At 72.7% G+C, this 25,045-nt stretch carries 21 protein-coding genes; 10 read left to right on the plus strand and 11 right to left on the minus strand.

What is annotated here, in order from left to right; genetic code table 11:
- Nucleotides 1-83 precede the first annotated feature (83 nt).
- The gene (locus tag KJK29_RS18060; RefSeq protein WP_215120190.1) at nucleotides 84-1,427 is read right to left on the minus strand and encodes a helix-turn-helix domain-containing protein; all 1,344 of its coding nucleotides are present in this window, start codon (nucleotides 1,425-1,427) and stop codon (nucleotides 84-86) included.
- Between the two features lie 325 nt (nucleotides 1,428-1,752).
- On the opposite strand from KJK29_RS18060, the gene KJK29_RS18065 reads away from it, so the two are divergent.
- From KJK29_RS18065 to KJK29_RS18080, 4 genes are read left to right on the plus strand one after another with little or no spacing between them, the layout of a single operon-like run.
- Nucleotides 1,753-2,190 carry a CU044_2847 family protein gene (locus KJK29_RS18065; protein WP_215120191.1) on the plus strand — a complete coding sequence of 146 codons (438 nt, stop codon included), beginning with the start codon at nucleotides 1,753-1,755 and terminating at the stop codon, nucleotides 2,188-2,190.
- 10 nt (nucleotides 2,191-2,200) lie between these two features.
- Nucleotides 2,201-4,360 (plus strand): VMAP-C domain-containing protein, encoded by a 2,160-nt coding sequence (locus tag KJK29_RS18070; RefSeq protein ID WP_215120192.1) that lies wholly within the window; start codon nucleotides 2,201-2,203, stop codon nucleotides 4,358-4,360.
- Nucleotides 4,357-5,307, plus strand: coding sequence for an AAA family ATPase (locus KJK29_RS18075; protein ID WP_215120193.1), 951 nt, complete (start codon nucleotides 4,357-4,359; stop codon nucleotides 5,305-5,307). Before KJK29_RS18070 ends, KJK29_RS18075 begins: the two co-directional genes overlap by 4 nt.
- Nucleotides 5,308-8,436 carry an SAV_2336 N-terminal domain-related protein gene (locus KJK29_RS18080; protein WP_215120194.1) on the plus strand — a complete coding sequence of 1,043 codons (3,129 nt, stop codon included), beginning with the start codon at nucleotides 5,308-5,310 and terminating at the stop codon, nucleotides 8,434-8,436.
- Here the strand turns inward: KJK29_RS18080 and KJK29_RS18085 are convergent.
- From KJK29_RS18085 to KJK29_RS18095, 3 genes are read right to left on the minus strand one after another with little or no spacing between them, the layout of a single operon-like run.
- Nucleotides 8,391-8,585 (minus strand): DUF397 domain-containing protein, encoded by a 195-nt coding sequence (locus KJK29_RS18085; RefSeq protein ID WP_215120195.1) that lies wholly within the window; start codon nucleotides 8,583-8,585, stop codon nucleotides 8,391-8,393. The genes KJK29_RS18080 and KJK29_RS18085 overlap by 46 nt on opposite strands.
- Nucleotides 8,585-8,779 carry a DUF397 domain-containing protein gene (locus KJK29_RS18090; RefSeq protein ID WP_215120196.1) on the minus strand — a complete coding sequence of 65 codons (195 nt, stop codon included), beginning with the start codon at nucleotides 8,777-8,779 and terminating at the stop codon, nucleotides 8,585-8,587. The genes KJK29_RS18085 and KJK29_RS18090 overlap by 1 nt, the downstream gene beginning before the upstream one ends.
- On the minus strand, nucleotides 8,739-9,587 hold the full coding sequence (locus KJK29_RS18095) for a helix-turn-helix domain-containing protein (RefSeq protein WP_215120197.1): 849 nt from the start codon (nucleotides 9,585-9,587) through the stop codon (nucleotides 8,739-8,741). Before KJK29_RS18095 ends, KJK29_RS18090 begins: the two co-directional genes overlap by 41 nt.
- 84 nt (nucleotides 9,588-9,671) lie before the next feature.
- Between KJK29_RS18095 and KJK29_RS18100 the strand changes: the two genes are divergently transcribed.
- Nucleotides 9,672-10,151 carry an ATP-binding protein gene (locus KJK29_RS18100; protein WP_215120198.1) on the plus strand — a complete coding sequence of 160 codons (480 nt, stop codon included), beginning with the start codon at nucleotides 9,672-9,674 and terminating at the stop codon, nucleotides 10,149-10,151.
- On the opposite strand, the gene KJK29_RS18105 is transcribed toward KJK29_RS18100, so the two are convergent.
- The 4 genes from KJK29_RS18105 to KJK29_RS18120 form a co-directional block, all read right to left on the minus strand.
- Nucleotides 10,140-11,555 (minus strand): extracellular solute-binding protein, encoded by a 1,416-nt coding sequence (locus tag KJK29_RS18105; RefSeq protein ID WP_215124337.1) that lies wholly within the window; start codon nucleotides 11,553-11,555, stop codon nucleotides 10,140-10,142. The two genes, KJK29_RS18100 and KJK29_RS18105, sit on opposite strands and share 12 nt — an antisense overlap.
- Nucleotides 11,555-14,161 (minus strand): vWA domain-containing protein, encoded by a 2,607-nt coding sequence (locus tag KJK29_RS18110; RefSeq protein ID WP_215120199.1) that lies wholly within the window; start codon nucleotides 14,159-14,161, stop codon nucleotides 11,555-11,557. Before KJK29_RS18110 ends, KJK29_RS18105 begins: the two co-directional genes overlap by 1 nt.
- A 4-nt stretch (nucleotides 14,162-14,165) precedes the next feature.
- The gene (locus KJK29_RS18115) at nucleotides 14,166-14,519 is read right to left on the minus strand and encodes a hypothetical protein (protein ID WP_251057855.1); all 354 of its coding nucleotides are present in this window, start codon (nucleotides 14,517-14,519) and stop codon (nucleotides 14,166-14,168) included.
- A 107-nt stretch (nucleotides 14,520-14,626) separates the two neighbouring features.
- A complete protein-coding gene (locus tag KJK29_RS18120; RefSeq protein WP_215120201.1) occupies nucleotides 14,627-15,688 on the minus strand; it encodes a hypothetical protein in 1,062 nt (353 codons plus the stop codon).
- A 170-nt stretch (nucleotides 15,689-15,858) separates the two neighbouring features.
- Here KJK29_RS18120 and KJK29_RS18125 point away from each other — a divergent pair, with 170 nt between their 5' ends.
- Together KJK29_RS18125 and KJK29_RS18130 are read left to right on the plus strand one after the other, a co-directional pair.
- A complete protein-coding gene (locus KJK29_RS18125; RefSeq protein WP_215120202.1) occupies nucleotides 15,859-16,299 on the plus strand; it encodes a hypothetical protein in 441 nt (146 codons plus the stop codon).
- A 90-nt stretch (nucleotides 16,300-16,389) separates the two neighbouring features.
- Complete coding sequence (locus tag KJK29_RS18130; RefSeq protein ID WP_251057856.1) at nucleotides 16,390-17,349, plus strand: hypothetical protein; 960 nt, start codon at nucleotides 16,390-16,392, stop codon at nucleotides 17,347-17,349.
- Nucleotides 17,350-17,633: 284 nt separating this feature from the next.
- On the opposite strand, the gene KJK29_RS18135 is transcribed toward KJK29_RS18130, so the two are convergent.
- Nucleotides 17,634-18,989: an aminotransferase-like domain-containing protein gene (locus KJK29_RS18135; RefSeq protein ID WP_215120203.1), complete on the minus strand. Its 1,356-nt coding sequence runs from the start codon at nucleotides 18,987-18,989 to the stop codon at nucleotides 17,634-17,636.
- Between the two features lie 79 nt (nucleotides 18,990-19,068).
- Here KJK29_RS18135 and KJK29_RS18140 point away from each other — a divergent pair, with 79 nt between their 5' ends.
- Together KJK29_RS18140 and KJK29_RS18145 are read left to right on the plus strand one after the other, a co-directional pair.
- Entirely contained in the window at nucleotides 19,069-19,896 is an 828-nt protein-coding gene (locus KJK29_RS18140) for an alpha/beta fold hydrolase (RefSeq protein WP_215120204.1), read from the plus strand.
- A 43-nt stretch (nucleotides 19,897-19,939) separates the two neighbouring features.
- Nucleotides 19,940-20,953, plus strand: a complete 1,014-nt coding sequence (locus KJK29_RS18145) for an endonuclease/exonuclease/phosphatase family protein (protein ID WP_215120205.1) — start codon at nucleotides 19,940-19,942, stop codon at nucleotides 20,951-20,953.
- Here KJK29_RS18145 and snpA read toward each other — a convergent pair.
- Complete coding sequence (snpA, locus tag KJK29_RS18150) at nucleotides 20,950-21,642, minus strand: snapalysin (protein WP_215120206.1); 693 nt, start codon at nucleotides 21,640-21,642, stop codon at nucleotides 20,950-20,952. The genes KJK29_RS18145 and snpA overlap by 4 nt on opposite strands.
- A gap of 173 nt (nucleotides 21,643-21,815) precedes the next feature.
- Here snpA and KJK29_RS18155 point away from each other — a divergent pair, with 173 nt between their 5' ends.
- Nucleotides 21,816-22,808, plus strand: coding sequence for a LysR family transcriptional regulator (locus tag KJK29_RS18155; protein ID WP_215120207.1), 993 nt, complete (start codon nucleotides 21,816-21,818; stop codon nucleotides 22,806-22,808).
- 29 nt (nucleotides 22,809-22,837) lie between these two features.
- Here KJK29_RS18155 and KJK29_RS18160 read toward each other — a convergent pair whose 3' ends face one another.
- The gene (locus KJK29_RS18160; protein ID WP_215120208.1) at nucleotides 22,838-24,931 is read right to left on the minus strand and encodes a PhoX family protein; all 2,094 of its coding nucleotides are present in this window, start codon (nucleotides 24,929-24,931) and stop codon (nucleotides 22,838-22,840) included.
- Nucleotides 24,932-25,045: the final 114 nt, after the last annotated feature.

Below are 25,045 nucleotides of genomic sequence, written 5' to 3' on the forward strand. Positions count from 1 at the left end.
CCGTCGGTTCTCCACACACCCGCCCGTCGCTCACATCCCGGGAGGGAGGCTAACCCGCACGACTGTGCGAAGCCCCTGTTTCCTCACAGAGGAGGCTGTGCGGGCGCCGGCCCGAGGGTGGTCGTGCCGGGGGCCGTACGGTGTCCCAGACCGGTCCGATAGGCGTCCAGGGCCGCCTCCACCCGGCCGGTCCGCCGCAGCAGGTCGCCCAGGAGTCGGCACAGGTCGGCCAGGTCGCCGGCCGCGCCCGCTCGTTCCAGGAGGCTCAGGGCGCGGACGTAGTGCTCTTCGGCGTCCTCGGTGCGGCGGGCGTCCTCGGCGATGATGCCGAGGAGGCGGTGGGCGGCGGCGGAGTGGACGGCGCCGCGCTCGGGGGAGAGATCGTCGAGGACGCCGTGCAGCAGGGCGGCGGCCTCGTCGGACTTGTCGCGCCGGTGGAGTACGTCGGCCAGTTCCACGGCGACCTGGCTGCTGTAGAGGGCGGCGCGCTTGGCCGTCAGCATGCCGAGGGCCTTCCTCAACTCGGCTTCCGCGCGCTCCAGTTGACCGTCCTGGGCGTACACGTAGCCGCGCATCCAGTGGCAGTTGGCGAGCTCGGTGCGGATCTGCAGGCCGCGGTACAGCTCGGCGGCCTTCGCCAGCGAGGCGTCGGCCTCGGCGAGACGGCCCTCGGCGACCAGGGTGCGGGCGACGGACCGGTGCATCCGGGCGACCAGGGCCGGATCGCCGGACTGCGGGGCGAGGGCGAGCGCGAACTCGGCCGCCTGGGCGGCGCGGGCGTGCGCGCCCATGTCCATGTACGGCCCGATGACGCTGGCGTAGAGCAGCAGCAGCGCGTCGGGGTCGTGCAGGCCGCCGCGGTTCAGCTCGTCGAGGGCGGATTCCAGCAGGTAGACGGCGTACCGCAACTCACCGGCGAGATAGTGCGCCACCGCCCGGCCGCGCAGGGCCGGGACCCGGGCGGGCAGCGGCGCCCCGGCCAGACACGCCTCGGCCCGCTCGAAGTACTCCCGCCCCGCCACCAGCTCGCCCGTCTCCACCGCGCACTCGCCGAGCCCGAGCAGCGCGGCGGCCTGTTCCGCGGCCAGCCCATGCGTCTCGGCCTCGACGAGCAGCTCGGCGTACTGCTCCGCCGCCGCCTCGGCCTCCCCGACGGCGAGCGTGCGCTGCGCCTCCGTCAGCCTCAGCCGCAGCTCGGTCACCAGCCGCGCCGAACGCCCGGTGGCCAGCTCGTCGAAGGCGACACCGAGCCGATCGGAGAGATGCCGCAGAGCCTCGTCGGAGGGCCGCACCCGGCCCGATTCCAGCGTGGAGATATAGGCCGGTGTGTACACAGGTTCCGCCAATTGCCGCTGCGTCAGTCCGCGTTCCACACGCAACCGCTGCACCCGGCGTCCGATCGTCCCCGGATCATCACGCTCCCCCACGCCAACTCCCCCTGCCCCTCTTGCCGTTCGCCCGGAACAGCCCCTAGGTTAAACGGAGTGTTAAGCCGAATTGTTGAACACGCTTAACACCCTGCCGCCGCCCAAGCCCCCGCCCCCTTGCGAGGTCGCCGTGCTGAGCCGCACCCGCACCGCCGAGCGATACGCCAGAGGTCTCACCGCGGCCGTCGTCGCCGTCGCGACACTGCTGCTCGCGGCGAACGCGGGGCCGGCGAGAGCGGCGGAGCCGCCGTCCGCGCAATTCGAACACCGGTCAGGCTCTTCGAAACCGGCATCTTGACCCGTCCGCGTGGGCACACTGTGACCCATGACTCAGTACGCGGAGTTGTTGCTGGACGACAGCACGGTGATACGTCTCGAGCTGTCGCCGGTCGGGGGACCGCAGGCCGCAGGCCAGGAGTCCGGCCAGGGGGAGTACGAGGAGCACGAGGAACTGCCGGACGGCATCCAGGGTTCGGAGCCGGTCGGCCGACTGCGTGATGCCGCGCGTGTCCTCGTCGGCGGGACCGTGCGCGGTGTGCTGAGCCCGCTCGGCCCGCTGCTGCGGGAGGTCCACGCCACCGTCACCTCGGTGGACGCCCCGCCCCAGGAGTTCAGCGTCGAGTTCGGCCTGCAGCTCGGGCAGGACCTGAAGCTCGGCATCGTGGGCGTCAACAGCGCGAGCAGCCTCAAGGTCTCGGCGACGTGGCGGCCCGTCCCCGATCCCGTCGTGACGGCCGCGGCCGGCCAGGGCACCGTCGTCTAGGGCGCCCCCTTTGCCGTGGTTCTCCCCGCCGGGCCCGTCCCGCCCGGCGACCGTGTCCGTGTTCCCGCCCTCCGGGGGCAGAAAGTGCGTCGGCGCCGGCGTCCTGCTGCCCGGCAGCCGTGTCCTGACCGCCGCGCATGTCGTCAACCTGGCCCTGGGCCGGGAGAACGAGTACGACGCGGCCCACCCCGGCAAGGAGACCGTCCTGCGCGTGCGCGTCGGCGGACACTGGCAGAACGCCCGGGTCAAGGTCTGGATACCCGTCCGTGAACGGACAGAGCTGCGCTGGAAGGGCGATCTGGCCGTACTCGAACTGCCGGACGGCGTGCCGCCGAACCTCGTACCGCCCCCGTGGCGGCCGGTCAGTGAGGGGCTGCCCGTCTGCGCCTGGCATCCGGCAGGGCCGGCCGAGTTCTCCCTGGCCCGGTGCAAGGTGGTGGCCGTCGAAGCGGAGTTCACGTACGCCGTCGTGGACGGCGGCGACACCGGAGCGACCATCCAGCACGGCTACAGCGGCGGCCCGGTCTGGTGCGACGAGGACCGGGCCGTCGTCGGCATGGTCGTGGGGAAGGTCAAGGGCGACGAGGCACGGGCCCACCATCCCGATCAGGTCCGCCGCCGCAGCTGGTTCCTGCCCACCCAGCGCGTCCGCGAGGAACTCGCCTCCGCGGGCGCCGCGCACCTGCTCGACACCCCGCACGACACGGACGAACCCGACACCTCCAGCGAGGCCTTCGACCTAGCGGACATCCTGAACCGGAAGGTGGACAGCGCCAAGGAGCTGGCCAGGTCCGGACGCGTGGTGGCGAAGAAGTGCGGTCTGGGCCATCCGCGTGACCGATCCGCGCCCTCCGTGGAGGAGTTCGCGCGCGTCCTGCTCACCCATCCTCGTGCCCTGGCAGAACTCACGCAGGTGCTGTCCGCGAAACCCGGCGCCGTCGCCGAACTGCTGGAGGTGGGCGCCCGGATCCCGCAGTGCGCGCTGCTCACCCACGCCGAACGCGGGCGCCTGGACGCGCTGCTGGCGTCCCTGCCCCACCACATCGTCGCCACGGTCCCCGCGCTCGTCCTCGACGCCCTCCCCGACATCGACCTGCCCGACCCCCTGCAGACCGATGCCGACTGGCTGGACGCGGACACCGTCGAGGCCCCGCTGGCGGCGCTGCTCGACCAGTTGGAGCGCAACCGCCGCGCCCCCGCGACCGAACGGTCCCACAGCCCGCTGCTCCCCGCCCTGGTCTGCCTCGTCCTCCATGTGGCAGCCGTGGCACCCGCCCCGCACGCGGACGCACTGGTCGGATGGAGCACCAAGGTCGTCCGGCGGACCCAGGGGCACCAGGCCGCGCTCGACGAGCGGCTGGCGCACGCCAGGGAACTGACCCGCCGGCTGCGGGCGCGGCAACAGAACGCACCGCGGCTGCTGGTACGCGTGCGAAGGGTCGACGGCGAGGGGGACAACTGCCGTTTCACCCTGCGGATGTGGCGCCGCGAGACCACCACATGGCAGCGCGTCCGCATCGACGAGCGGCAGGCCCGCGACACCGCCGAGACGGCCGGGAAGATCTTCACCGCCGCCTCCGTGCTGTGGCGGACCGGGAGCCTTCCCATCGTGGAACTGCTCCTGGACCGTGCCGACCTGGACCTGAACCCGCACTGGTGGAAGGCTCCGGGCCCGCTCAACACCCATCGGGCCCTGGGCGTGGAATTCCCCGTGGTCTTCACCTGTCCGGAGCTGGTCGAGCAGGGCAGCGACGCGGAGTTCCTCCGGGAGCGGAAGAAGCGCCTGCACCGAGGGGTCCTGGTGCGCATCGACGCGTCGGTCACCAGTCTCGACGAGGTCTACGGACGTCTGGCGGGCGAGATGAACGCCGTGGGGGCGGTCATCGGCGAGGTCGAGCCCGCCTTCCGCGAGCTGGTCGTTCAGTACTGCCTCGCGGCCGGCATGCCCGTGGTGCTGTTCGGGCGGGGCGAGAAGGGCTGGTCGCAGGCCGTGAGCCGACTCGCACGCGTCGCCCCGGCGGCGCTGCCGAACGTGGTGCGCGAGTACCGCCGGGACGCCTTCAACGAACCGGCCGTCCACCTCGGCCGGCCCGTGCTGGCCTGGTGCGACGACATCGGACCTCCCCCCGAAGACCTCTACCTCGACGACCCCTCGGAGGAGCTCGCATGACATCCGACGCACCCTGGCGGATCTTCCGGGGAGACGGCGAACCCCGGGGCATCGACGGTCTTCCGCCCGCTCCGCCCTGGCGCCGCTTCGGCGACGGCCCGCGCTCCGGCACGAGGGCGGCCCCTTACCTCATCTCCGCCAAGGACGCCGATGTCGTCAACGCCGCCCTGCACCTGCGCCGCCCCCTGCTCGTCACCGGCCAGCCCGGCACCGGCAAGTCCTCCCTGGCCCGGGCCATCGCGCACGAACTACAACTCGGGGACGTACTGCACTGGCCCGTCAACAGCCGCTCCACCGTGAGCGAGGCCCTCTACCGCTACGACGCCGTGGGCCGGCTGCGCGAGACCGCCCTGAACCGGGACCGGGAACGCGAGGAGCCGCCGATCGGCACCTTCGTCCGGCTCGGCCCCCTGGGCACGGCGCTGGTGCCCCGGACAGAGCCGCGTGTCCTGCTCGTCGACGAACTGGACAAGGGCGACGTCGACCTCCCCAACGACCTGCTGACGGTGTTCGAGGAGGGCGAGTACGAGATCCCCGAACTGGCCCGGCTCCCCGAGGACCAGTCCGTCGTCGACGTGCTGTCCGCCGACCCCGACACCCGGATCACGGTGACCCGGGGGCGGGTCAGGTGCGACGAGTTCCCCGTCGTGGTGATCACCAGCAACGGCGAACGCGACTTCCCGCCCGCGTTCCTGCGCAGGTGCGTACGGCTCGAACTGCCGCCGCCCGACAGCCGACGCCTGCGGGAGATCGTCTCGGCCCACCTGGGCGACACCGCGGCAGCCGATGTCGAGGACCTGCTCCAGGTCTTCCTGAGCCGCCAGCAGCGCGGCGGACTCGCCACGGACCAGCTGCTCAACGCGGTGTTCCTGCGCGCCGGCGGGGTGGACCTGGACGCCGACGGGCTCCTGGACGCCGTACTGCACCGGCTGGGCGGGACCATCTGAATGCCCGAGGACAGTGCGGGGTGCGGGCTCCGGCTCGTACTGGACCTGCTCGCCGACTGCGGGGTCACCCTCTCCCAGGAGGAACTGCTCGACACCCTGTGGCTGGCGCGGCAGCTGACCGGCTCACCCGAGTCCCTGCCCCTCCAGCGGGACGCCACGCCCAGCGTCGCCGCTCCCCCCACCCTCGACGTTCCCGACCGGCGCAGGCCTCACCTGTCCCCCGGAGGCAGGGCCGGACTGTACGGCGCCCCACGGCTGGAACGGCGACCGGAACCGGAATCCGCCTCGTCCGTGCCCGAACCGGAGAGGCCGAGGCCGGCCGCGATGCCCCAGGCCGATGAGAAGCGGGCGATGCCGCTGCGCGTGCCCGAGGCCAAGGCACTGGTCGACGAACTGCTCATCGGACGCGTCCTCAGGCCCCTGAAGCAGTCGCGCCCCAGCACCTCGCGCTACGACTTCGACGAGGAAGCCACCGTGCACGCCCTGGCGGAGACAGGGCTGCCCGATGTGGTGCTGCGGCCGGCTCCGGAGCGCTGGCTCGACCTCGCCCTGGTGGTCGACGACGGCATGTCCATGCTGCTGTGGCAGCGTCTCGCGACCGAACTGCACGCCCTGTTGCGCAGGGCGGGCGCGTTCCGCATGATCCGCGCCTACGGGCTGCACACCCGGGGCCACGAAGTCCACCTGCGCGGACGGCCCTTCTCGGCCGAGGCGAACAGGATCCCGACGGACCTGATCGCCGACCCCACGGGCCGGACCCTGGTCCTGCTCGTGAGCGACGGTGTGGGCCGGGCCTGGCGCGACGGGCGTATGCACAGCACGCTGAACGGCTGGGCGCGTTGTGGGCCGACGGCCGTGGTGCACGCGCTGCCGACGCGCATGTGGGGCGGTTCGGGGCTGCGCTCCCAGCGCTGGCGGGTGACCAGCGAGCGGCGCGGCTCGGCCAACACCGAGTGGGGCGTGGCCGACCCGGTACTGCCGCCGCACATGGTGTCCTTCCGCGGGGTCCCCGTACCGGTGCTGGAGCCCGCGCCGGCAGCGCTCGCCGCCTGGGTACGGCTGGTGGCTTCCCCGGCCTCGTCCGCGACGCTGCCCCTGCTGGCCGCTCCCGGGTCGTCGGGGGCCCGGCCCGTGGACACGGGGCTGCCCCGGCTGCGGCGCTTCCACGCGGCTGCCTCCCCGGAGGCCTACCGGCTCGCGGCACACCTGGCCGGTGTCGCCCCGCTGTCCCTTCCGGTGATGCGGCTGGTGCAGGCGGCCATCCCCTGGGCGGACACCGCGAACCTCGCCGAGGTGTTCCTCGGCGGGCTGCTGCGTCCGCTTCCCGGGCCGCCGGGCGAGTCCCTGCCGCCGCAGCACCAGCTCTTCGACTTCGACGGCGACATCGGGAACATCCTGCTCAACGCCGTGCCGCTGGCCGATGTCGTGGAGACCGGGCGGACCGTGAGCGCCCGCCTGGAACTCCTGGCGGGCCGCTCCCCCGAGTTCCCGGCCTGGCTCGCCCATCCCGAGGGCACCGAACGCATCCCGTCCTCGACCCGGGCCTTCGCCGCCATCGGCCCCCGGCTGGCGGCCCGCTTCGGCGTCGGCAGCCTGGAGCGGCGCATGGGGAGCGTCTGGAGGCCGCTGCGCTCGGGCGACCCGTGGCGCATCGGGCCGTACACGGTGCACGCCAGGGGAGTCGACGACGGGCTGTGCCGCAAGTTCCTGGGGCGGGACGCGGACGGTACGGAGGTCGTCGTCGTCACGGCAGACGGGCAGTTCGTGAGGAGGCTGAGCGCCGAGGAACTGGCTCTGCGGCGCATCGGCGGCGGGTGCGCTCCCCGGCTGGTCGCCAGCGGCCTCGACGACGACCCGCCCTGGATCGCCGAGACCCCTCCCCATTCACCGGACGGCATCCCGGCCGAGCCGCTCTCCACGGTCCTGGCGCGCGGAGACCTCGAACCGGATGCCGCCCTGGAACTGGCCCGGAACCTGTGCGAGGCGGTGGACACCAGTCACCGCGAGGGCCTGGCGCACGGGGACCTCACCCAAGAAACCGTGCGGTGCCTGGGCCGGACCGTGATCCTGACGGACTGGTTCCGGTCCTCCTACGATTCGGAACACGGCATCGACCGGGACATCACGGCGCTGGGGACGCTTCTCGAGCGGCTGATCACCTTCGCCCCCGAGGATCTCGGTGAGCTCCGGGAACTCATCGAAGCGTGCCATTCCGCCCTCCGGGGATTCCGGCCGACGGCGGGGCGACTGGCGGAACTCCTGGCCGCCCGGCTGGGCATGCAGGGGGACGACGGCAAGCTCGTCGCCGCGATGGACGCGCGGGCCAGGACCGAACTGATCCGCACACGGGTCCGCACCTGCCGCCGGATCGCCGTCGTCGGGCTGCCCGGAGCCAGCGGCAAGAGCACCACAGCCGCCCTGCTGGCCACGGTGTTCGCCACCGAGCGGTACGGCGGGACCATCGTGGTGGACGCCGACCCCGGCGTCGGCACCCTCGGATTCCGGGTGAACGAGAACCGGGGCCGGGGCATGACGGCTCTCACTCAGACCCTCAGGCGATTCCAGAACGCCGACCTTCTTGAGCAGAACACCCGCCTGCTTGAACCCTTCCTGTCCACGATGCGAGCGGGCGCGCACGTCCTGACAGACCTGATCGGCCTGCCCGCCCCGGACCCGGCGTACGTCCAGCGGGTCTACGACCTGCTGCAGCAGGAGTACGAGATCCTGATCACCGACTCGCACTCCCCGGACCTCGACGAGAACAAGCACGCCGTCCTGGGCCCTGCGCATCAGCTGGTCGTCGTGGCCGAGTCCATGCGGTCTCTGACGATGCCGCGCGCGCACGAGTACTTCAGCCGCCTGCTGGGACTCGGCTACAAGGAACTGCTGTCCCGGAGCATCATCGTCCTGTCGATGGGGATGCCCGACAGGCGGCAGACGCCCGACCCCTCGGGCATCGTCGACCGGCCCACCGAACTTCGCCAGCTGTGCCGGGCCATTGTGTCGATCCCCCACAGCCCGTACCTGGCCAACGCGGGAGAGGCCGACCTCAGCGCACTCGACCACGAACTCCGGGACGCCTACTACGCTTTGGCAGCCATCGTCGCCCAGTCCTTCAGGGCAACGTAGGCCTCCGAAGAAACAGTGAGGACCCCGCCCCCGGGATTCTTGGAGTCCCGCACCCCGACCCCGAGCACCCCGAGGTCGGCGACCTCGACGCATTCGCCGCCGCTGCTCCCGCTGTACGACGACCTACGCCACTGCGCGTCGCGCTCCATCAGGCCCTGACGTACGTCACGAAGGCGGAGTAGGCCTCCGGAGAGAGGGTGAGAATCCCGGCCTCGGGGTTCTTGGAGTCGCGCATGGCCAGGCCGAGGGTGAGGGCAGCGACCTCGATGCACTCGCCGCCCGTGTTGCCGCTGTACGACGACTTACGCCACCGCGCGTTGGTCAGGTCCTTGCTGATCCCCATAACGCTCCTCCATCACGCGGTTGATCAGTGCTGCCGAATCCTTTACGGAGAGGGCTGCAGCCTGCAAGTGAGCGTAACGGAACGCGGCTTCCCTGACAGTGTCAGGGTTGGCCGTCATGTGGCCGGAGATGAGGTCTTCGGTGTAGATGATCTCCGGGTCGTCGTCGAAGCGCAGGCTGGTGAACGACCCGATGAGGCTGGCGTGTTCCCCTGCCTCGTAGGGCAGCACCTGGATCCGCGCCCAACGGCGGTCGGCGAAGCTGAGCAGGTGCTGGAGTTGCCGACGCATGACCTCGCGTCCGCCGATCGGCCGGTGCAGGGCGGCCTCGTCCAGGATCACCCAGGCCATCGGCGGCTTTTCGCGAGCCAGGATGCGCTGGCGCTCCATGCGGGCGGCGACCAACTCATCGAGCTTGTCCGGCATACCTGTCGCGAGCACGGCACGGGCGTACTCCTCCGTCTGGAGAAGTCCGTAGATCATCTGTGCCTGGTACGTCGAGATGCACTCCGCCCGCGCTTCCAACTCCGCGAACTGTTGGAACCACGCAGGCAACTGACTGCGCAACACCAACCCCACGAGCCTCGAAAAGCTCCCGTCCGTCATCAGCGCCGCATCCGCACGCTCCGCGAACTCCCTGGTCGGGACCTTGTGGGCCGTTTCGATCTGGCCGACGAGAGAATTCGTGCAGAAGATGCAGTCCCCCAGTTCCTTCTGGGACAGCCCCGCGCTCTCGCGGTAGCGGCGGAGCTCGGAGCCGAAATAGTCCAGCGGCGAGGCGGTGGGGTCGAGGCGGCGGATGTTGGGCATGGAGGTCACCCCCAGGTCTGAACGCGGCACGGCGTTCATTTCGGTCTGTAGCCGAGCGTAATCACTCGACTCCACCCTGGTGGCATGAATCACGCAACCCACCAGCCCTGGCCAGGACTTGGCTCCCCGGGCTTCCTGGGCTCCCGATACGGCACCGACTTCACGCTGGGTGAGCACTCCGCCCGGCATCTGCGCCGGATCCTCAGGGTGTATCTCGTCGCCTGGGAGATGAGCGAGCTGTGCGACCCGGCCTGTCTGGCGCTCACCGAGCTCGTCGCCAACGTCGTACGCCACACGGACGACCGGCGCGCCGCGGTGCTGATGACGCGTCGGCCGGACGGGCGTGGGGTGCGGGTGGAGGTGACGGACACCTGCCCGCGCCCGCCGTTGTCCACAGCTGTGGACGAAGTCGCCGAACTTGCGGAAGGCGGGCGCGGCGTGCTGATCGTCGAGGCGGTCACGGACCGGTGGGGGTGGGATCCACTGCCCGACCGGCCCGGGAAGACCGTCTGGTTCGAGTGTGAACTGAAGGCGGCGCAGGACGAACACGGGTCAATCGGGTAGGAATTCTCTCAGCGCCTCATCCAGGCTTTTCGCTATCTCCGTGTCACTCGGCGGGTCTTCCCCCGGGCCTCGCGGAGGGTCGTACAGCGCGTCGAGTTCGGTGATGAGGGTGCGGTTCACCGCGCCGTACAGCGGCGTCACCGGGCGGCGGACGGCCTCGCGGAGCGCCGGGTACAGGATGTCGCGGGAGTAGCTGGTGCCGTCGGAGAAGCGGTCGGGGGGCGTACGGACCGTGCTCTCGCCGGTGGGGGACGCCCAGGGCGTCTCCGCGTACGCGGGGGCGTGGCGGCAGTCGGGGGCGGACTCCTGGTACGCGGAGGTGCGGGTCGCGGCGAACCCGGCACGCAGCAGGCAGCGTTCGCTGTCGGGGTCGGTCAGGAACGCGATGAGTTCCTCGGCCTTCGCGGCCCGCTGCCCGGTCATGGAGGAGGTGACGGCGAGGTTCTGGCCGCCGAGCACGGTCTTGCCGGGCAGCCGGGTCACACCGAGCTTGCCCTTGAAGGTCTCGTAGAGGGTGGGATAGACGTACGGCCAGTGCCGCAGGAAGGTGGTGCGGCCCTCCGCGAAGGCGCTCAGCGACTCGGCCTCGCGGGACTCGGAGGCCTCCTTGAGCGTGTAGGCCTTCGCCGTGCGCTCACGCAGTTCGGCCACGCCCGCCGTGAGCTGCTGCTCGGTCGCGACGTATGTGCCGTCGCGGTCGGTCAGCTCGAAGTCCGGTACGGCCGAGGCGAACGCCTCGATCGCGTTGACCGTACGGCCCTCGTACGGGGCGAGCTGGGTGGTCCAGCCCGCTTTCTCGTCCCTGGGGGCGACGGCGTCGATCAGGTCCCGCAGCTCGCGCCAGGTGACCCCGTCGCTGAGCTCGGTCCGGGAGGCACTGGCGTCCCGCAGATGGTCCTTGCGGTAGTACAGCAGGCCGGCGTCGCTGTTGAAGGGGACCGCGTACCGCTTGCCGTCCCAGTACGACGTGCTGTTGACGGAGGGGATGAGATCCTCGGGGGCCTTGACGGCCGCGTCCGTCAGCGGGCGGATCATGCCGGACTCGGCGAACTCCGGGATCCAGGTCACGTCGAGGTTGACCACGTCGTAGTCGGCGCTGCCCGACTGGAGGGCGCCGAGGAGCTGGCTGCGCTGCTGGTCGGCGGAGCCGGGCAGTTCGACGAGGCGGGCCCGGTAGCCGTGGGAGCCCTCCGTGGCGTTCCAGGCGTCGATGAGCTGCTGGCGTATGCCGTTCTTGCCGGTGACGTCCTGGCCGCTGGCCACCACGATCCGGGTGGAGGCGTCGGCGCCCTGCGGCTGCTGTCCCCCGCCGTCCCCGGCGCCGCCGCCGGTGCAGGAGGCGACGGCGAGCAGCGACAGCGTGGACAGCAGGGACAGCACTGCGGCGGGCAGGCGGCGGGCCATCATTCCTCTCCCGTTCCGATGCGGGCGACCTCGTCGTGCAGGGCGGGGACCAGGTCGTCCCGGGCGTCCAGGCAGCGGCCCCGCCCGGCGTCGGCGATGCGCGTGGCGGGGCGCCCGCTGTCGCAGGCGCCGCTGTTCAGGGTCACCATCGCCACGGGCACGCCCGCGGACCCGGCCCGCTCAAGCACCTGTTCCAGCCGGTCGCCGGTCAGGCGGGTGTCGTCCTCGCCGTCGGTGAGATACACGATCAGTCGCGGCCTCTCGTCGTCGGCGCCGCGTTCCCGCATGAACGCCAGGGCGTCCAGCAGGGCGGCCGACGGATCTGCCTCCGCGTCCCGCACCTTGCCGGTGTCGAGGTCCTGTTCAGCCTTCTTGCGGGAGTGGGTGCCGAAGGGCACCAGCTCGGTGTGCGTACGGCCGGTGAGGCCGTGCACGGCCCACACCCCGTACTCGTCCTCCCCGCCGAGCCCGGGCAGGGTCTGCTTCAGGATGCCGGGGCCGCCGCTGGGGCCGTCCCACAGACCGGCCATCGAGCCGGAGCTGTCGAGCAGGAAGAGGACCCGGCCCGGTCCGTGCGCGTCGCCGTACTCCTCCAGTGCCCGGTCCAGATCCGCCGCGTCGGCGGAGTCCGCCGGGCGGACTCCGCCGGTCAGGCCGGAGGGGACCGCCGACCCGGTGTCGAGCAGCGGGCGGTCACCGCTCGCGGACCTGAAGCCCTGCTCGCCGAGCACCTCCCGGCCCTCCGCACCGGTCAGCCAGGCGCGGAAGCGGTCCGCCTCCTCGTCGCGCGCGTCGGCGTCCAGGTCGCCGTGGTCCCAGCGCACCCGCACGAACGTCGGTTCCAGTCCGGGTACGTCGTCGGGGTAGGCGGCGGTGCGCGGCACGCGGGTGGCCGGGCGGCAGCCGATCCCGCTTCTGAGCAGGAACTCCGGGACCAGGGCCGCGCCGCGGTCGTCCACGGCGTCGTCGTCGGGCAGGCTGCACAGCAGCTTGACGGCCGAGGGCTCGGGCCGCTCGGGCCGGGTGATGCGCAGCTCGGCGCCGCGCGCGTCGTCCCCGTCGCCGTACAGGCCCGCGGTCGCCAGCAGCGCCGAGCCGGTCAAGGCGGGGTCGGGGCGGTGCACTTCGGCGGCGCCGGGCCCGCCCTCCAGGACGTCGACGAGCTCCGACAGCGAACGCCCGGTGGACTTGCCGAGGGTGTGGTCCAAGCCCCGCGGGACGGCCAGCACCACCGGCGAGTAGGCCAACGGCTCGGTGTCCGGCTCCAGTCGGGCGAAGACCCGGTCCTCCTGCGCGGCGGCGACCCGGCCGACGTCGGCGCCGGTCGCGGGTATCCACACGTCCGGCTGGGGGCCGATGTCCCGCTGCGGGTTGTCGTCCTCGCGCGGCTGCTGCCAGGCGTCGGTCCGCTCGCTCAGCGCGCTGACCACGGCGGCGGAACCGGCGCTGTAGACGGTGACGCCGCCGCGTCGGCAGCCGTCGTCCGTGGTGTTCGCGCCCGAGACGAAGTAGGCGTCCGCGGCGGCCTGCATCGCCGGTTCCAGGTCGGGGTCGGTCAGCACGCGCAGCTCCAGGGAGGGCGCGCAGATCGCGGAGTCGCCGAGGACGGCGAAGATCCCGTAGCCGCCGGCGCCGGTGGCGAGCAGGGCCAGCACGGCGGTGAGCAGGGCGGTCCGGCCGAGCCGTTCGGCGACGGCCCGGACAGCGGCGGCCGCCGCCCGCGTGAACTGCCGCAACCGGCGCGGGCGGACCGGCGGCGGATCCGGAACCCCGACGGGCACGGGCGGAGGCGCGGGCTCAGGGTCAGGCACCGGCACCGGCGGAGCCTCAGGCGCGAGCGAAGGCACCGGCCGCGCCGCCAGCAGGACGTCCGCGTCCGGGTCCCAGGGAGGTGCCAGTGCCTGCGGTATCTGCGGGTCGTCCTCCTCCGCCCGGTATCCCGCCTCGTCCATCCGCTGCTTCAGCGTGGGATACAGCTCGGAGAGCCACACCTCCCCGCCCTCGTCGAGCACCTCGGCCAGCTCCCTGGTGAACGGCGTCGCGACGTCGGCGTCCCCGCCCAGGATGCAGCGGTTGGGCTGGACGCTCATCAGGAGGAGGACCTTCTCCTTGTTGCCCTCCGGGTCGGCGAAACGGTGCCAGATCCCCGCGGCGTGGCCCGCGTAGCAGCAGTCCAGGATCACCAGCACCTTCTCGGCGCGGCTCTCGGCGACGCAGATCTCGCCCAGCACCTGGGCGAAGCTCACCGCCCCGGGCAGCTCGCCCGCGACCACCCGCGCGGTGCGCATCTGCAGATGCAGCTCGCCGCCGGACGTGTTCACGACGGCGTGCCCGGCGAAGTAGAGCAGCAGCAGGCCATCGGCCTCGCGCACGGCATGGCGCAGCGCGGCGGTGAAGTCCTCCTGGGACGGCGAGGCCAGCACTCTGATCTCGCCCGCGCCGAAGACCCCGCCCCGGTGCAGGGCGTCGTCGAGTGTCTTCCGGTTGTGCCGCACGGCGGGAAGCTGACCGGTCACGCCCCGCGGGTCGGGGGCCGTGTGGTCGTATTCGGACACGCCGACGAGCAGCGCCCGGTTCGCTCGGCCGCGCGGGTCGAAGCGGCTCACCGGGCTACTCGCCGTCGGAGCCCAGCGGGCGGATCTCCGAATCGGGTTCGCCGCCCTGGAGCCTGCGGCGGTTGTTCTTCCAGGTCTTCACCGCGCGGGCGGTGTAGTCGGTCAGCGCCGCCACCGTCGCGACGTCACCGAGCAGTTGGAGGACCAGCTCGACGTCGGGTCCCAGCCGCCCCTTGGGCCCGTCGGTGCTGGTCCGCTCCTCGATGCGCAACTGCGCGTCGGACAGCAGTCGTTCCAGCGGCTCGTCCCGCTCCAGCCATGCCCGCAAGGCTCTGACATCGTCCACGGTCGCGCCGTCACCCAGCCGGACGCGTACGCCTAAGACAGCCACTTCGTCCCCCTCTGTCATACGCGACATCATGACACCGGGTCAGGCCGCGGGGGCAGACCTTTGACGCAAACCGCGCAAGAGCCCGCACACGCTCTTCACGCCGCACGCCCCCGGCGCACGGGTGCTCAGCCCTGGGTCTGGAGCTGGCGGAGCTGACGCTGGACGTGATCGAGCGCCCCTTCGCGCCGCCCGGGCACCCGCCCCCGCAGCTCGGCGAGCGCGATCCCCAGGTCACGGGCCTGCGCGGAGTCGGCTATCTGTCCCCACTGGTGGTGGGCCCGGTCGACGGCCGACTCGACGGCGGGCGCGTCCACCGCCTGCCCGGCGTGCAGCCGGGCGGTGGCCACCGACAGCCAGGTGCGGCAGCTGCGGGCCGCGTCCCCGGCGAACATCGCCAGGTCGGCCCGGACCTCGGACCAGTGCAGGGCCTCTTCGGAGGCGGGTCCGTACGCGGCCACGGCGGCCTGCTCGTGCCGGGCGGCGAGCGCGTCCGCGTCCCCGTGGCGGCCGGACTGGACGGCGGCGGTGATGGCGGTGTGCGGATCGCCGGACACCGGCCCCTGCGCGCTGATGACGATGTCCCGGCCGGCGCTCTCCTGCGCGATCCGGGCCAGCGCCTGCTGGTGCAGCTGCTCCGGCGGCGGGCGGAAGCCGCTGCGCAGGATCGTCGCCACGGCCTTCATGTACGCCGGTGCCGCCACCGAGCGCCGGGACGGCGGTGGTGCGATACGCCCGTGGACGGCGGTGCCCCGGCCCGAGTCCAGGGGGGTGCTCCGCAGCAGCTCCCAGGCCTCGGGGTCCGCGTGCAGGTCGAGCACGAGCGTGGTGGCCCCGGCGGGTCTGAGGCGCAGCTCCTCCCGGAACCAGTGCCAGGGGAAGGCCGTGTAGCGCACGGTGGGGGCCGTGGTGCGGGCCAGCGCGAGATGCGGCAGGCGCTGTTTGCGGTCGAGCTGGAGCTGTCCGGTGACGTAGACGGTGAGCGGGCCGGGGGCCGTGGCGGCGGCGCGCAGCCGGGTGAGGACGGCCTGCGGCTCCAGCGGGTCGGCGAGTTCGACGACGTTCGCGGTGTCCGTGCCGGACAGCACCGCGGGCGGTACGGCGGCGAGGACGGGGAGCACGGAGGCGGCGTCCACCAGGCGCCCCTTGCCGAGCGGCGAGGCCGCCAGCAGCAGCACGGTTCCGGGCATCTCTTCCCCTCCCCCGGTCGATCACGTACGGCAGCACCGTAACCTCTGCGGCTGCAAAGGGGGCGGTCAGGACCGCAAACGTCCGCCTTCGGGTGGTTCGCCCCCGACTTGCCAGCGGCCCCGCGCAGGTGTGCCCTGGTAGGCAGGGGCAGGGAGAGAGGAGCACTCTCATGGCTCATGCGGCACCCGCCTCACGCGAGGTGGCCCTGCGCCACCGCACGCCCGATGTCTTCAGCCCACGCGCCCACGCCATGGCGAAGATCGCGGTGCCCATCGCCCTCGGGCTCGTCTACGGCTACTGGGCCGCGGCCAACCGGCGCTACGGCGGGCCCATCACGGGCTGGAACCTGCTGTTCGGCTTCGTCACCGCGCTCGTGTTCGCCGTACTGTTCGCCGCCGTGTGGCAACTCGGGCCGAAGCTGCGACGCGAACTGCACGCGGCGCTCTGGTTCGCCTTCACGGGCAGTGCGACCGGCTTCCTCATCAGCCAGTCCAACCTGTCCGTGCTGTGGTCCATGTGGCTGGGCCTGGCGGCCGGGGCGGGCGTCCTGCTGACCATGTTCTACCGCTACTACACGCACGAGGACGCCACGGGCCACCGCATCGGCTGACCGGGCCCGGTCCGTCCCGCGCGTGTGCCCGTACGGCCGATTGCAGTCACCCCGCGCGCGGGGCGGGCCCGGGGCGGCTTGCCTGGAAGGGTGCCCGAGCGCGACCGGGCGCCCGTACCCGAGAAGGCGCCCCCACGACCACGGAACGCCCTGTCGGCCGTTCTGCTGGCCCTCGCGTGCCTGCTCACGCCGTTCGGGGCGCTCGCGTCCTGGGCGGCGCACGGGCTGACCGACACCGGCCGCTACGTGCGCACCATGGCGCCGCTCGCAGCCGACCCGGACGTGCGGCTCGCGGTCGCGGACGCCGTCGGGAACGGCATCATGCGGGAGGCCGGGCACGACCTCGGCACCGGCTCCCTGCACGGCGCTCTCGGGCCCTTCGTGCACGACGCGGCGCGCTCCTTCACGCGCACCGAGGCGTTCCGCGCCGCCTGGGACGCGGCGAACCAGGCCGTGCACGCCGCCGTGCTGCACGCCCTGCGCGACGACGAGGAGCGGACGGCCCCGGTCACCGTCGACCTCGCCCCGGTCGTCGCCCGGATCAAACGCCAACTCGAAGCCGACCACGTGTCGTTCGCCCACCGCATCCCGGTCACCCACGCCCGGGTCCCGGTGCTCCCGGCCGGGGACGTGGACCGACTGCGCAGGGGATACCACGTGCTGGACACCGCCGCCTTCTGGCTGCCGCTCACCGCCGCCGTGCTGGCCGTCGCCGGGATCGCCGTCGCCGCCTGCCGCCGCCGCGCGGTCACCGCCCTCGGCCTCGGCACGGCCCTGGGCGGCGCTCTGCTGGTCCTCGCCGTCGCGATCGGCCGCCGCCTGACCCTCGCCGACCTGCCCGACGCGCTCCACCGCCCGGCCGTGGGCGCGGTCTACGACGCCCTGACGACCACCCTGCGCACCGTGTCCTGGCTGCTGCTCGCCCTCGGCCTGACGGTCGCGCTCGGCTCGTGGCTCACAGGCCGGTGCCTCGCCGCGCGGCGACGCAGCCGAGCGTCCGCAGCGCCCGCCGCAGATCCCCCTCCGGAGCCGACGCGAGCCCGAGCCTGACGGCGGAGCCCGGCCCACGACACCCCCCGACCACCCCGCACCCGCGTCCCGGCCACTGCCCGCCCTCGGCCTCACGGCAGCACTCACCCCCCGGCTCACCGACCGCCCCCTCGCCGCGCGGCGACGCAGCCGAGCGTCCGCAGCGCCCGCCGCAGATCCCCCTCCGGAGCCGACGCGAGCCCGAGCCTGACGGCGGAGCTCGGCCCACGACACCCCCGACCACCCCGCACCCGCGTCCCGGCCACTGCCCGCCCTCGGCCTCATGGCAGCACTCACCCCCCGGCTCACCGACCGCCCCCTCGCCGCGCGGCGACGCAGCCGAGCGTCCGCAGCGCCCGCCGCAGATCCCCCTCCGGAGCCGACGCGAGCCCGAGCCTGACGGCGTCGGGCGTGTGGCCGGGGGAGACGGCGAAGGCGGGGCCGGGCGTGACGGCGATGCCGTGCGCGGCCGCGGCGGCCGTGAAGGTGTCGGCGCGCCATGGGGACGGCAGTTCCCACCAGGCGAAATAGGCGCGGGGATCGGACCGTACGGCGAAGCCGGCGAGTTCCTCGGCGAGGATCCGCTGCCGCCGCGCCGCGTCCGCCCGCTTGGCCTCCACCAGCCGCTCCACCGTCCCCTCCGACGCCCAGCGCACGGCCGCCTCCAGCGCGAACCGTGCCGCGCTCCACCCGCCCGACCGCACGGCGTCGGCGACGGCGGCGACCCGCTGCGGCGGCACCACGAGGAACCCGACGGTGAGCCCGGGCGCGACCCGCTTGGAGAGCCCGTCGACGACATGGGCGAGGGCCGGGGCATGGGCGGCGAGGGGATCGCCGGCCCCGTTCCGCTCCCCCGGGCCGTGCAGGAAGGACCAGATGCGGTCCTCCACGATCGGGAGGTCCAAGTGGTGGATGAGCTGGGCGAGTTGCAGCCGCCGCGTCCGGCTCGTCGTCAGGGACGTCGGATTGTGCAGCGTCGGCTGCACGTACAGGGCGGACAGGGGCGCCGAGCGGTGCGCGGCCGCGATGGCCTCCGGCAGCAGCCCGGCCCGGTCACCGGCCAGCGGCACCAGGGTGATGCCCAGCCGGGCCGCGATCTCCTTGACCAGCGGATACGTCAGCTGCTCCACCCCGACCCGGCCGCCCGGCCGGACCAGGGAGGCCAGGACGGCGGCGATGGCCTGACGGGCGTTGCCGGTGAACAGCAGCCGGTCCGGGGCGGGGCGCCAGCCGGGCGTGGTGAGGAGGGCGGCCGCGGCCTGACGGGCCTGCGGGGTGCCGGTGGCGGCGGCCGGCAGCAGGGCCTCGGCCAGCACGTCGGGGCGCAGCAGGGGCGCGAGGACTGGGGCGAGCAGCTCCGGCTGGCCGGGCGCGCTGGGGTAGTTGAGCTCCAGGTTGACCGGAGTGCCGGTCGGGCCGGGCTCGGCGAGCGCCTGCCCCGCCGGTCCTGTCGGTCCGGCCCGTACGAAGGTGCCGCGCCCGACCTCGCCGACGACCAGCCCGCGCCGGACGAGTTCGCTGTAGACCCGGCCCGCCGTCGACGGGGCGATGCCGCGCCGCCGCGCGAACGCCCGCTGCGGCGGCAGCCGTTGACCGGGCCGGAGCCGTCCGGTGGCGATGTCGTCGGCGATCCTGTCGGCGATGCGCCGGTAGTCACCCATCGGTCGGTCTCCCCCTTGGATTGCACCGAGAGCAAAGATCTTATTGTACCGAGTAGTTGGGCGGCCTAGGGTCGTCCTCATGGCACCCTTCCTCGCATACGAGGACAAAGGCCCCGAGACCGACCGGCAGCCGCTTGTCCCCAAGGTCCCCCTGGTTCTCGTCCACGGCCACCCCTTCGACCGCTCGATGTGGGCCCCGCAGCTCGAGACGTTCGCGGCGGACCGCCGGGTCATCGCCCCCGACCTGCGCGGCTACGGCGCCTCTCCGAACGCGCCCGCCGTCCCGGACTTCTCCGGATTCGCCCGGGACATCGAGGCCCTGCTGGACGAGCTGAAGGTGGAGTCGTTCGTCCTCGCGGGCCTGTCGATGGGCGGCCAGATCGCGATGGACTGCTACCGCCTGTTCCCCGAGCGCGTCAGCGGCCTGGTCCTCGCGGACACCTTCCCGTCGGCGGAGACCCCCGAGGGCGTCCGCACTCGCGACGCCATGGCGGACCGTCTCCTGGCGGAGGGCATGCGCGGCTACGCCGACGAGGTCCTGGAGCGGATGGTCGCCCCCTACGCCTCCGACGGGGTCAAGGCCCACGTCCACCGCATGATGACCGCCACCGCCCCCGAGGGCGCCGCGGCGGCCCTGCGCGCCCGCGCCCGCCGCCCCGGCTACGACGATCTGCTGACCCGCGTCCGCGTCCCGGCCCTGGTCGTCGTGGGAGCGGACGACACCTTCACCCCGGTCTCCGACGCCCTGGCCATGCACACGGCCCTGCCGGACTCGGCGCTGCACATCATCGACGGCGCGGCCCACATGCCGAACCTGGAACGCCCGGCCGTCTTCGACCAGGCACTGGCGGAACTCCTGGCCCGCGTCGACGCACGGCAACCTTCCCCCGCCCCACCCCGTCCTTGAGGGAGGATGCGGGCGAACCACCCCGCGAACGGAAGGCCGGCCATTGAACACCGCCGCTGCCGAACGGACCGCCACCGACGACGGGCCGGAACACGATCCGCCCGGGCGGCGATTCGGCGCGGGGTTCGCCTTCCTGCTGCTCGCGGGGGTGAGCGTGGTCGTGGGCTTCCGCACCGCCGACAGCGACGGCGTCACACCCGTCCCGCAGCTCCTCGCCTTCCTCCCCTGGCTGCTCGCGCCCACCGGCCTGGCGCTGCTGCTCACCCTGCGCTCCCGCTGGTGGCTGGGAACGGCCTGGGGAGTGGCCGTGCTCGGCCTGCTGGCCTGGTTCATCGAGCCGTACGGCAAGGTCGACGACCCCGCCGGCCGCCCGGTCGCCGATCTGCGCGTGCTGACCTCGAACGTCGAGTTCGGGCAGGGCACCGGCTCCCTGATCGCCGCCGTACGCCGCGAGAAACCGGACATCATCTTCGTACAGGAGTGCGAGTACGCGTGTGACGAGCGGCTGCGGAAGGACCTCTCCCAGGACTATCCGCACCGCAGCGCCGTCGAGGGCGGCGGCTCCGAGGGCTCCGTCATCCTCAGCCGCTTCCCGCTCCGGCCCACCGACGGGGTCCCCGCCACCATGGGCATGCCCGGGGCGGTCGCCGACGTGGACGGAAACGCCGTACGGCTCCAGCTCGCCCACCCCATGCCCCCGCTGCCCGGGCAGGTCGACCTCTGGAAGCGGGAACTCGGCGCCCTGCGCGCCGCGGCCGTCACCGACCGGGGCACCCCGCTCGTCCTGGCCGGCGACTTCAACGCCTCCCAGGACCACGCCGTCTTCCGCCGCATCCTCGACACCGGCCTGCGCGACGCCGCCCGCCTGGACGGCGCCGACCGCACGGCCACCTGGCCGGCCCGGACCGCCCCGACGCTCGGCGCCCAGATCGACCATGTGCTGGTGTCGCGGGACTTCGCGGCCCGCGACACCCGCGTACTGAAGCTGTCCGACACGGACCACCGGTCGGTGATCACCGACCTGACGCTGCACCGGCGGCCCGGGAGCGGCTCTTAACGGCCGGACTTCTCCAGGGCCTTGTCCAGGGCCTTGTCCATCGCCGCCGCGAGACCGTTGGCCCACAGCTGGTTCACCCGGGCCCGCTCGGCGGCGTTCGGGTTGGCGTTGGTGCAGGACGTACCGGGCCCGCCACCGGACATCAGCTCGCTGCACGGACCCGAGTAGTGGTCGGGCAGACCGAGGACGTGACCGGTCTCGTGCGCGGTGACCCGCGTGGAGTTGTACTGCTGGTTCTGCCGGTAGTCGAGGAAGATGTAGCCGTTGCCGTGCCCGTCGGTCGAGGCGTAGGAGCCCCGGGAGTCATTCCCCTCTCTGTAGCTGAAGTCGGCGGACGACGCGGAGCCGGACTGGAGCTTCACGTTCGACACCGCGCCGTTCCATATCTGGGTGCTGCGCGCTATCTGGGAGCTGAACGTGGGCGCGCGGGACGCGTCGTAGACGACGGTGACGGCGGCGGTGGCACTCGGGCTCGCGGCACGCTTCTCGGCGACCGACTCCAGGACGGCCTGGAAGAAGGCCTTGCTGGCGTCCGATTCGGCGGACTTGGCGACGTACCCGGCGTGCGGCGCGGCTACCGGGGCCGGGGTCGCCGGGGCCGGGGCCGCCGCGGCGGGAGCGGCCGTACCGAAGCCGACCGTCGCGAGGCCGAGACCTAGAACCGCCAGTGTGGACATGGACTTTCGCATCGAGACTCCTTGGTGGGGGTTTGAGTCGTCACCGGTGAGTCTCGGCGCCTGTGCGTCGCCTGTGATGATGGCAACCAGCGATAGGACGGAGCTATTGGCTGCCCAATTCACATGCTTTAGCGCTGAATTATGTGGCTGGTTAGCAACGCGATTCCGCTTTAGCCTCACGGAGCATGGAGCTCGAGGTGAGGCACCTCCGCGCGCTGTGCGCCATCGCCGACACCGGCAGTCTGCACCGCGCCGCCCGGCACCTGGGCGTCGCCCAGCCGTCGTTGAGCACACAACTGCGCCGCATCGAGCAGGAGCTGGGCGGCCCGCTGTTCCTGCGCGCCCACACCGGCTGCCGCCCCACCCCGCTGGGCCGCCTGGTCCTGAGCCGCGCCCGTCCGCTGCTGGCCGAGATGCAGCTCCTGGTGGTCGAGGCGAGGGCGGCGGCGGGCGGCGGCACCGAGCTCCGTATCGGCTCCACCGCCAGCAAGGCCCTGGCGGGCTGGCTGCGCCGCCTGCGCGCCCATGGCCAGAATCCCACCCTCCATATGAACGTCTCCGCGAACGCCCTGCTCCGCATGGTCCTGGACGGCCAGCTCGACGTCGCCTTCGTGCACGAGGTGGAGGGCTGCCCGCTGCGCATCCCCCCGGAACTCCGGCTGCGCGTCCTGGTCGAGCGCGAGCCGCAGTTCGTGTCGCTGCCCGTCGACCATCCGGCGGCCTCGAAACCCGAGGTCGACCTGCGCGACCTGGCCGGCGACCGCTGGATGATCGACCCCACGGTCGACGGCGAATGGGACGCCGTCCAGCGGATGTTCCGCGCCGCCGACGTCAGCCCGCGCGTGCTGCACGGCGACTACCACACGGCCGACGCCCTGGTCGCGACCGGCGAGGTGGTCACCGTGTGCCAGCCGACCCGCACCCCCCGCCCCGACATGGCGGTACGCCGCCTCAAAGGCGACCCGCTCGGCGTACGGCTGCTCGTCGCGGCCCGTACGGAGACGGCCCTGGCCGGCGTCTGCCCCGCGCTGGAGGAGGCCTACGGGGAGGTGGCGCGGCAGGCACCGGCGTACCGGGAATGGCTGGAACGAGCGCCTCAGGGCACCGCGCGACTGCTCGGTTCACGGCGGCCGGCACCCGACGGCCCTCGCAGACCGCCGAGCCCGGCCCTCCCCTGATCTCTCCGCTGATCTCTCCGCGTGCCGGGTCAGACGCCGATGTCGCCGCCGTCCGCGCGCCACACGGCCACGACCGCCGGACGGACGTACTTCCCGGGCCCGTCGGGCCAGGTGCTGGCGGGCTTCTCCACGGTCGCGCCGTCGATCTCGCCCGGGTGCTGCACGGCGACGAGCACGCGCCGGTCCTGGATGATCGGGCCGCAGGTCTCGGCGCCCTTCGGCACGGTCAGGAACTGCTTGAGCTCACCGCGCCGCTCACCCCGGGTCGCCACGCCGAACAGGCCGTCGTGCGAGCCGAGCTGGGCGCCGTCGGTGGACATCCACAGGTTGCCGTAGGGGTCGAAGGCGACGTTGTCCGGGCAGGAGATCGGGCTGACGCCGTCCTTCGGGAACCCGGCAAAGTAGGTCGCCGGGTCCTCCGGGTCACCGGCGACCAGGAACAGCGACCAGGCGAACTTGGTGCTCTCGGGCCGGTTCCAGCGCTCGGTGAGCTCCAGCACGTGACCGTGCTTGTTGGCGTGGCGCGGGTTGGCCTCGTCCGCCTTGGCGTTGGAGCCGACACCGCGGTTGGTGTTGTTCGTCAGGGCGACGTACACCTTGCCGGTCACCGGGTTGGGCTCGATGTCCTCGGGCCGGTCCATCTTGGTGGCGCCCACCTTGTCACCGGCGAGCCGGGTGAAGACGAACACCTCCTCGGCGGTCATCCCGTCCACGTGCGAGACGGCGCCCTTCGCGGTGGCGGTGGCTAGCGGGATCCACTGCCCGCTCCCGTCGAACTCCCCGTCCTTCGGGAGCTTGCCCGTGCCGTCGATCTCGATGGCGGGGGAGTCGCCGGTGAGCTTGGCGACGTACAGCGTCCCCTCGTCGAGCAGCGAGAGGTTGTGCTCGCGCACGGCACGCGAGGACCCGTGGCGCATCCGCTTGCTGCCGACGAACTTGTAGAAGTAGTCGAACCGCTCGTCGTCACCGGAGTACACGACGGGCCGCCCGTCCCGCGTGAGCCGCACGGTCGCGGCCTCGTGCTTGAACCGCCCGAGCGCGGTGTGCTTGCGGGGCGTCGACTCCGGGTCGTACGGGTCGAACTCCACGACATACCCGAACCGGTGCACCTCGTTCGGCTCCTGGGCGACGTCGAACCGCTTGTCGAACCGCTCCCACTTGCGGTCGGTGGCCCCGGTCCCGACGCCGTACCGCTTGTCGGTGTCCCGGCTCGCGTTGCCGAAGTACTGGTTGAAGTTCTCCTCGCCGTGCAGGGTCGTGCCCCACGGGGTGACACCGCCCGAGCAGTTGTTGAGGGTGCCGAACACCTTGGTGCCGGTCGGGTCGGCGGAGGTCCGCACGAGCTTCGACCCGGCGACGGGCCCGGTCAGCCGGAACTCGGTGGTGACGGTGACGCGCCGGTTGAGCTGATGCCGGGACACGGGGGTCAGCTTGCCCGTCTTGCGGTCCCCCTCCACCACCACGGCGGACAGCCCGTGCGCGGCCCAGGCGATCTCGGCCTGCTCACGGGTGGGATGGGCGGAGTCGTACCCCCGGAACATCAGAATCTCGTCGGTGTACTCATGATTGGCGACGAGCAGCTGCCTGCCCCGCTCACCCGGCAGCGGCAGCAGGGCGAGAAAGTCGCAGTTGTACCCGAACTGCCCGGCCTGCGCCTTGGCGGTCTGCTTCTCCGGGTCGAAGGCGGGCGCCCCGCGCAGGATGGGCTCACCCCAGCGGATGACGACGTTCTGCCGGTACCCGTCCGGCACGGTCACGGCGTCGGTGGTGTTGGGCGCGACGGGCGCGAAGCGCAGCCCGCGCGCGCCCTTGTGTTTACGCCGGGCGGCGGTGGCGGCGGCGTCGGCTGCGGGGCCTTGCGCCGGTGCCGCGTTAGCAGGCTGCGCCTGCCCGAAGCCCACGGCCCCCGCCCCCGCGGCGCCCACGGTCACCACGGCCGCGGCCCGCATCATCGACCGGCGGCTGAGGGCGCCCGCGATCACATCACCGACGTACTCGTTGGAGCTGGTGTTGGGCACCTCGTGGAAGCAGGCGTCACCACACCGGAAACGACAGGTCATGGCGGACCGGCCGCCAGGGTGCGAATCGGACGGCGTTCCGATCAACGGCAGCAGCTTTCGCACTTTGCTCTCTCCTTGGATGCCCTTGGTGTCAGCGTGACCGTAGGAGTACATACGTGCGGGAGCCGGGCGCCTGGGTGAACTGCGGGTGAACCTGCGGCATCCGTGCGGCAGTTG

Source organism: Streptomyces koelreuteriae, from assembly GCF_018604545.1.
Classification (GTDB): domain Bacteria; phylum Actinomycetota; class Actinomycetes; order Streptomycetales; family Streptomycetaceae; genus Streptomyces; species Streptomyces koelreuteriae.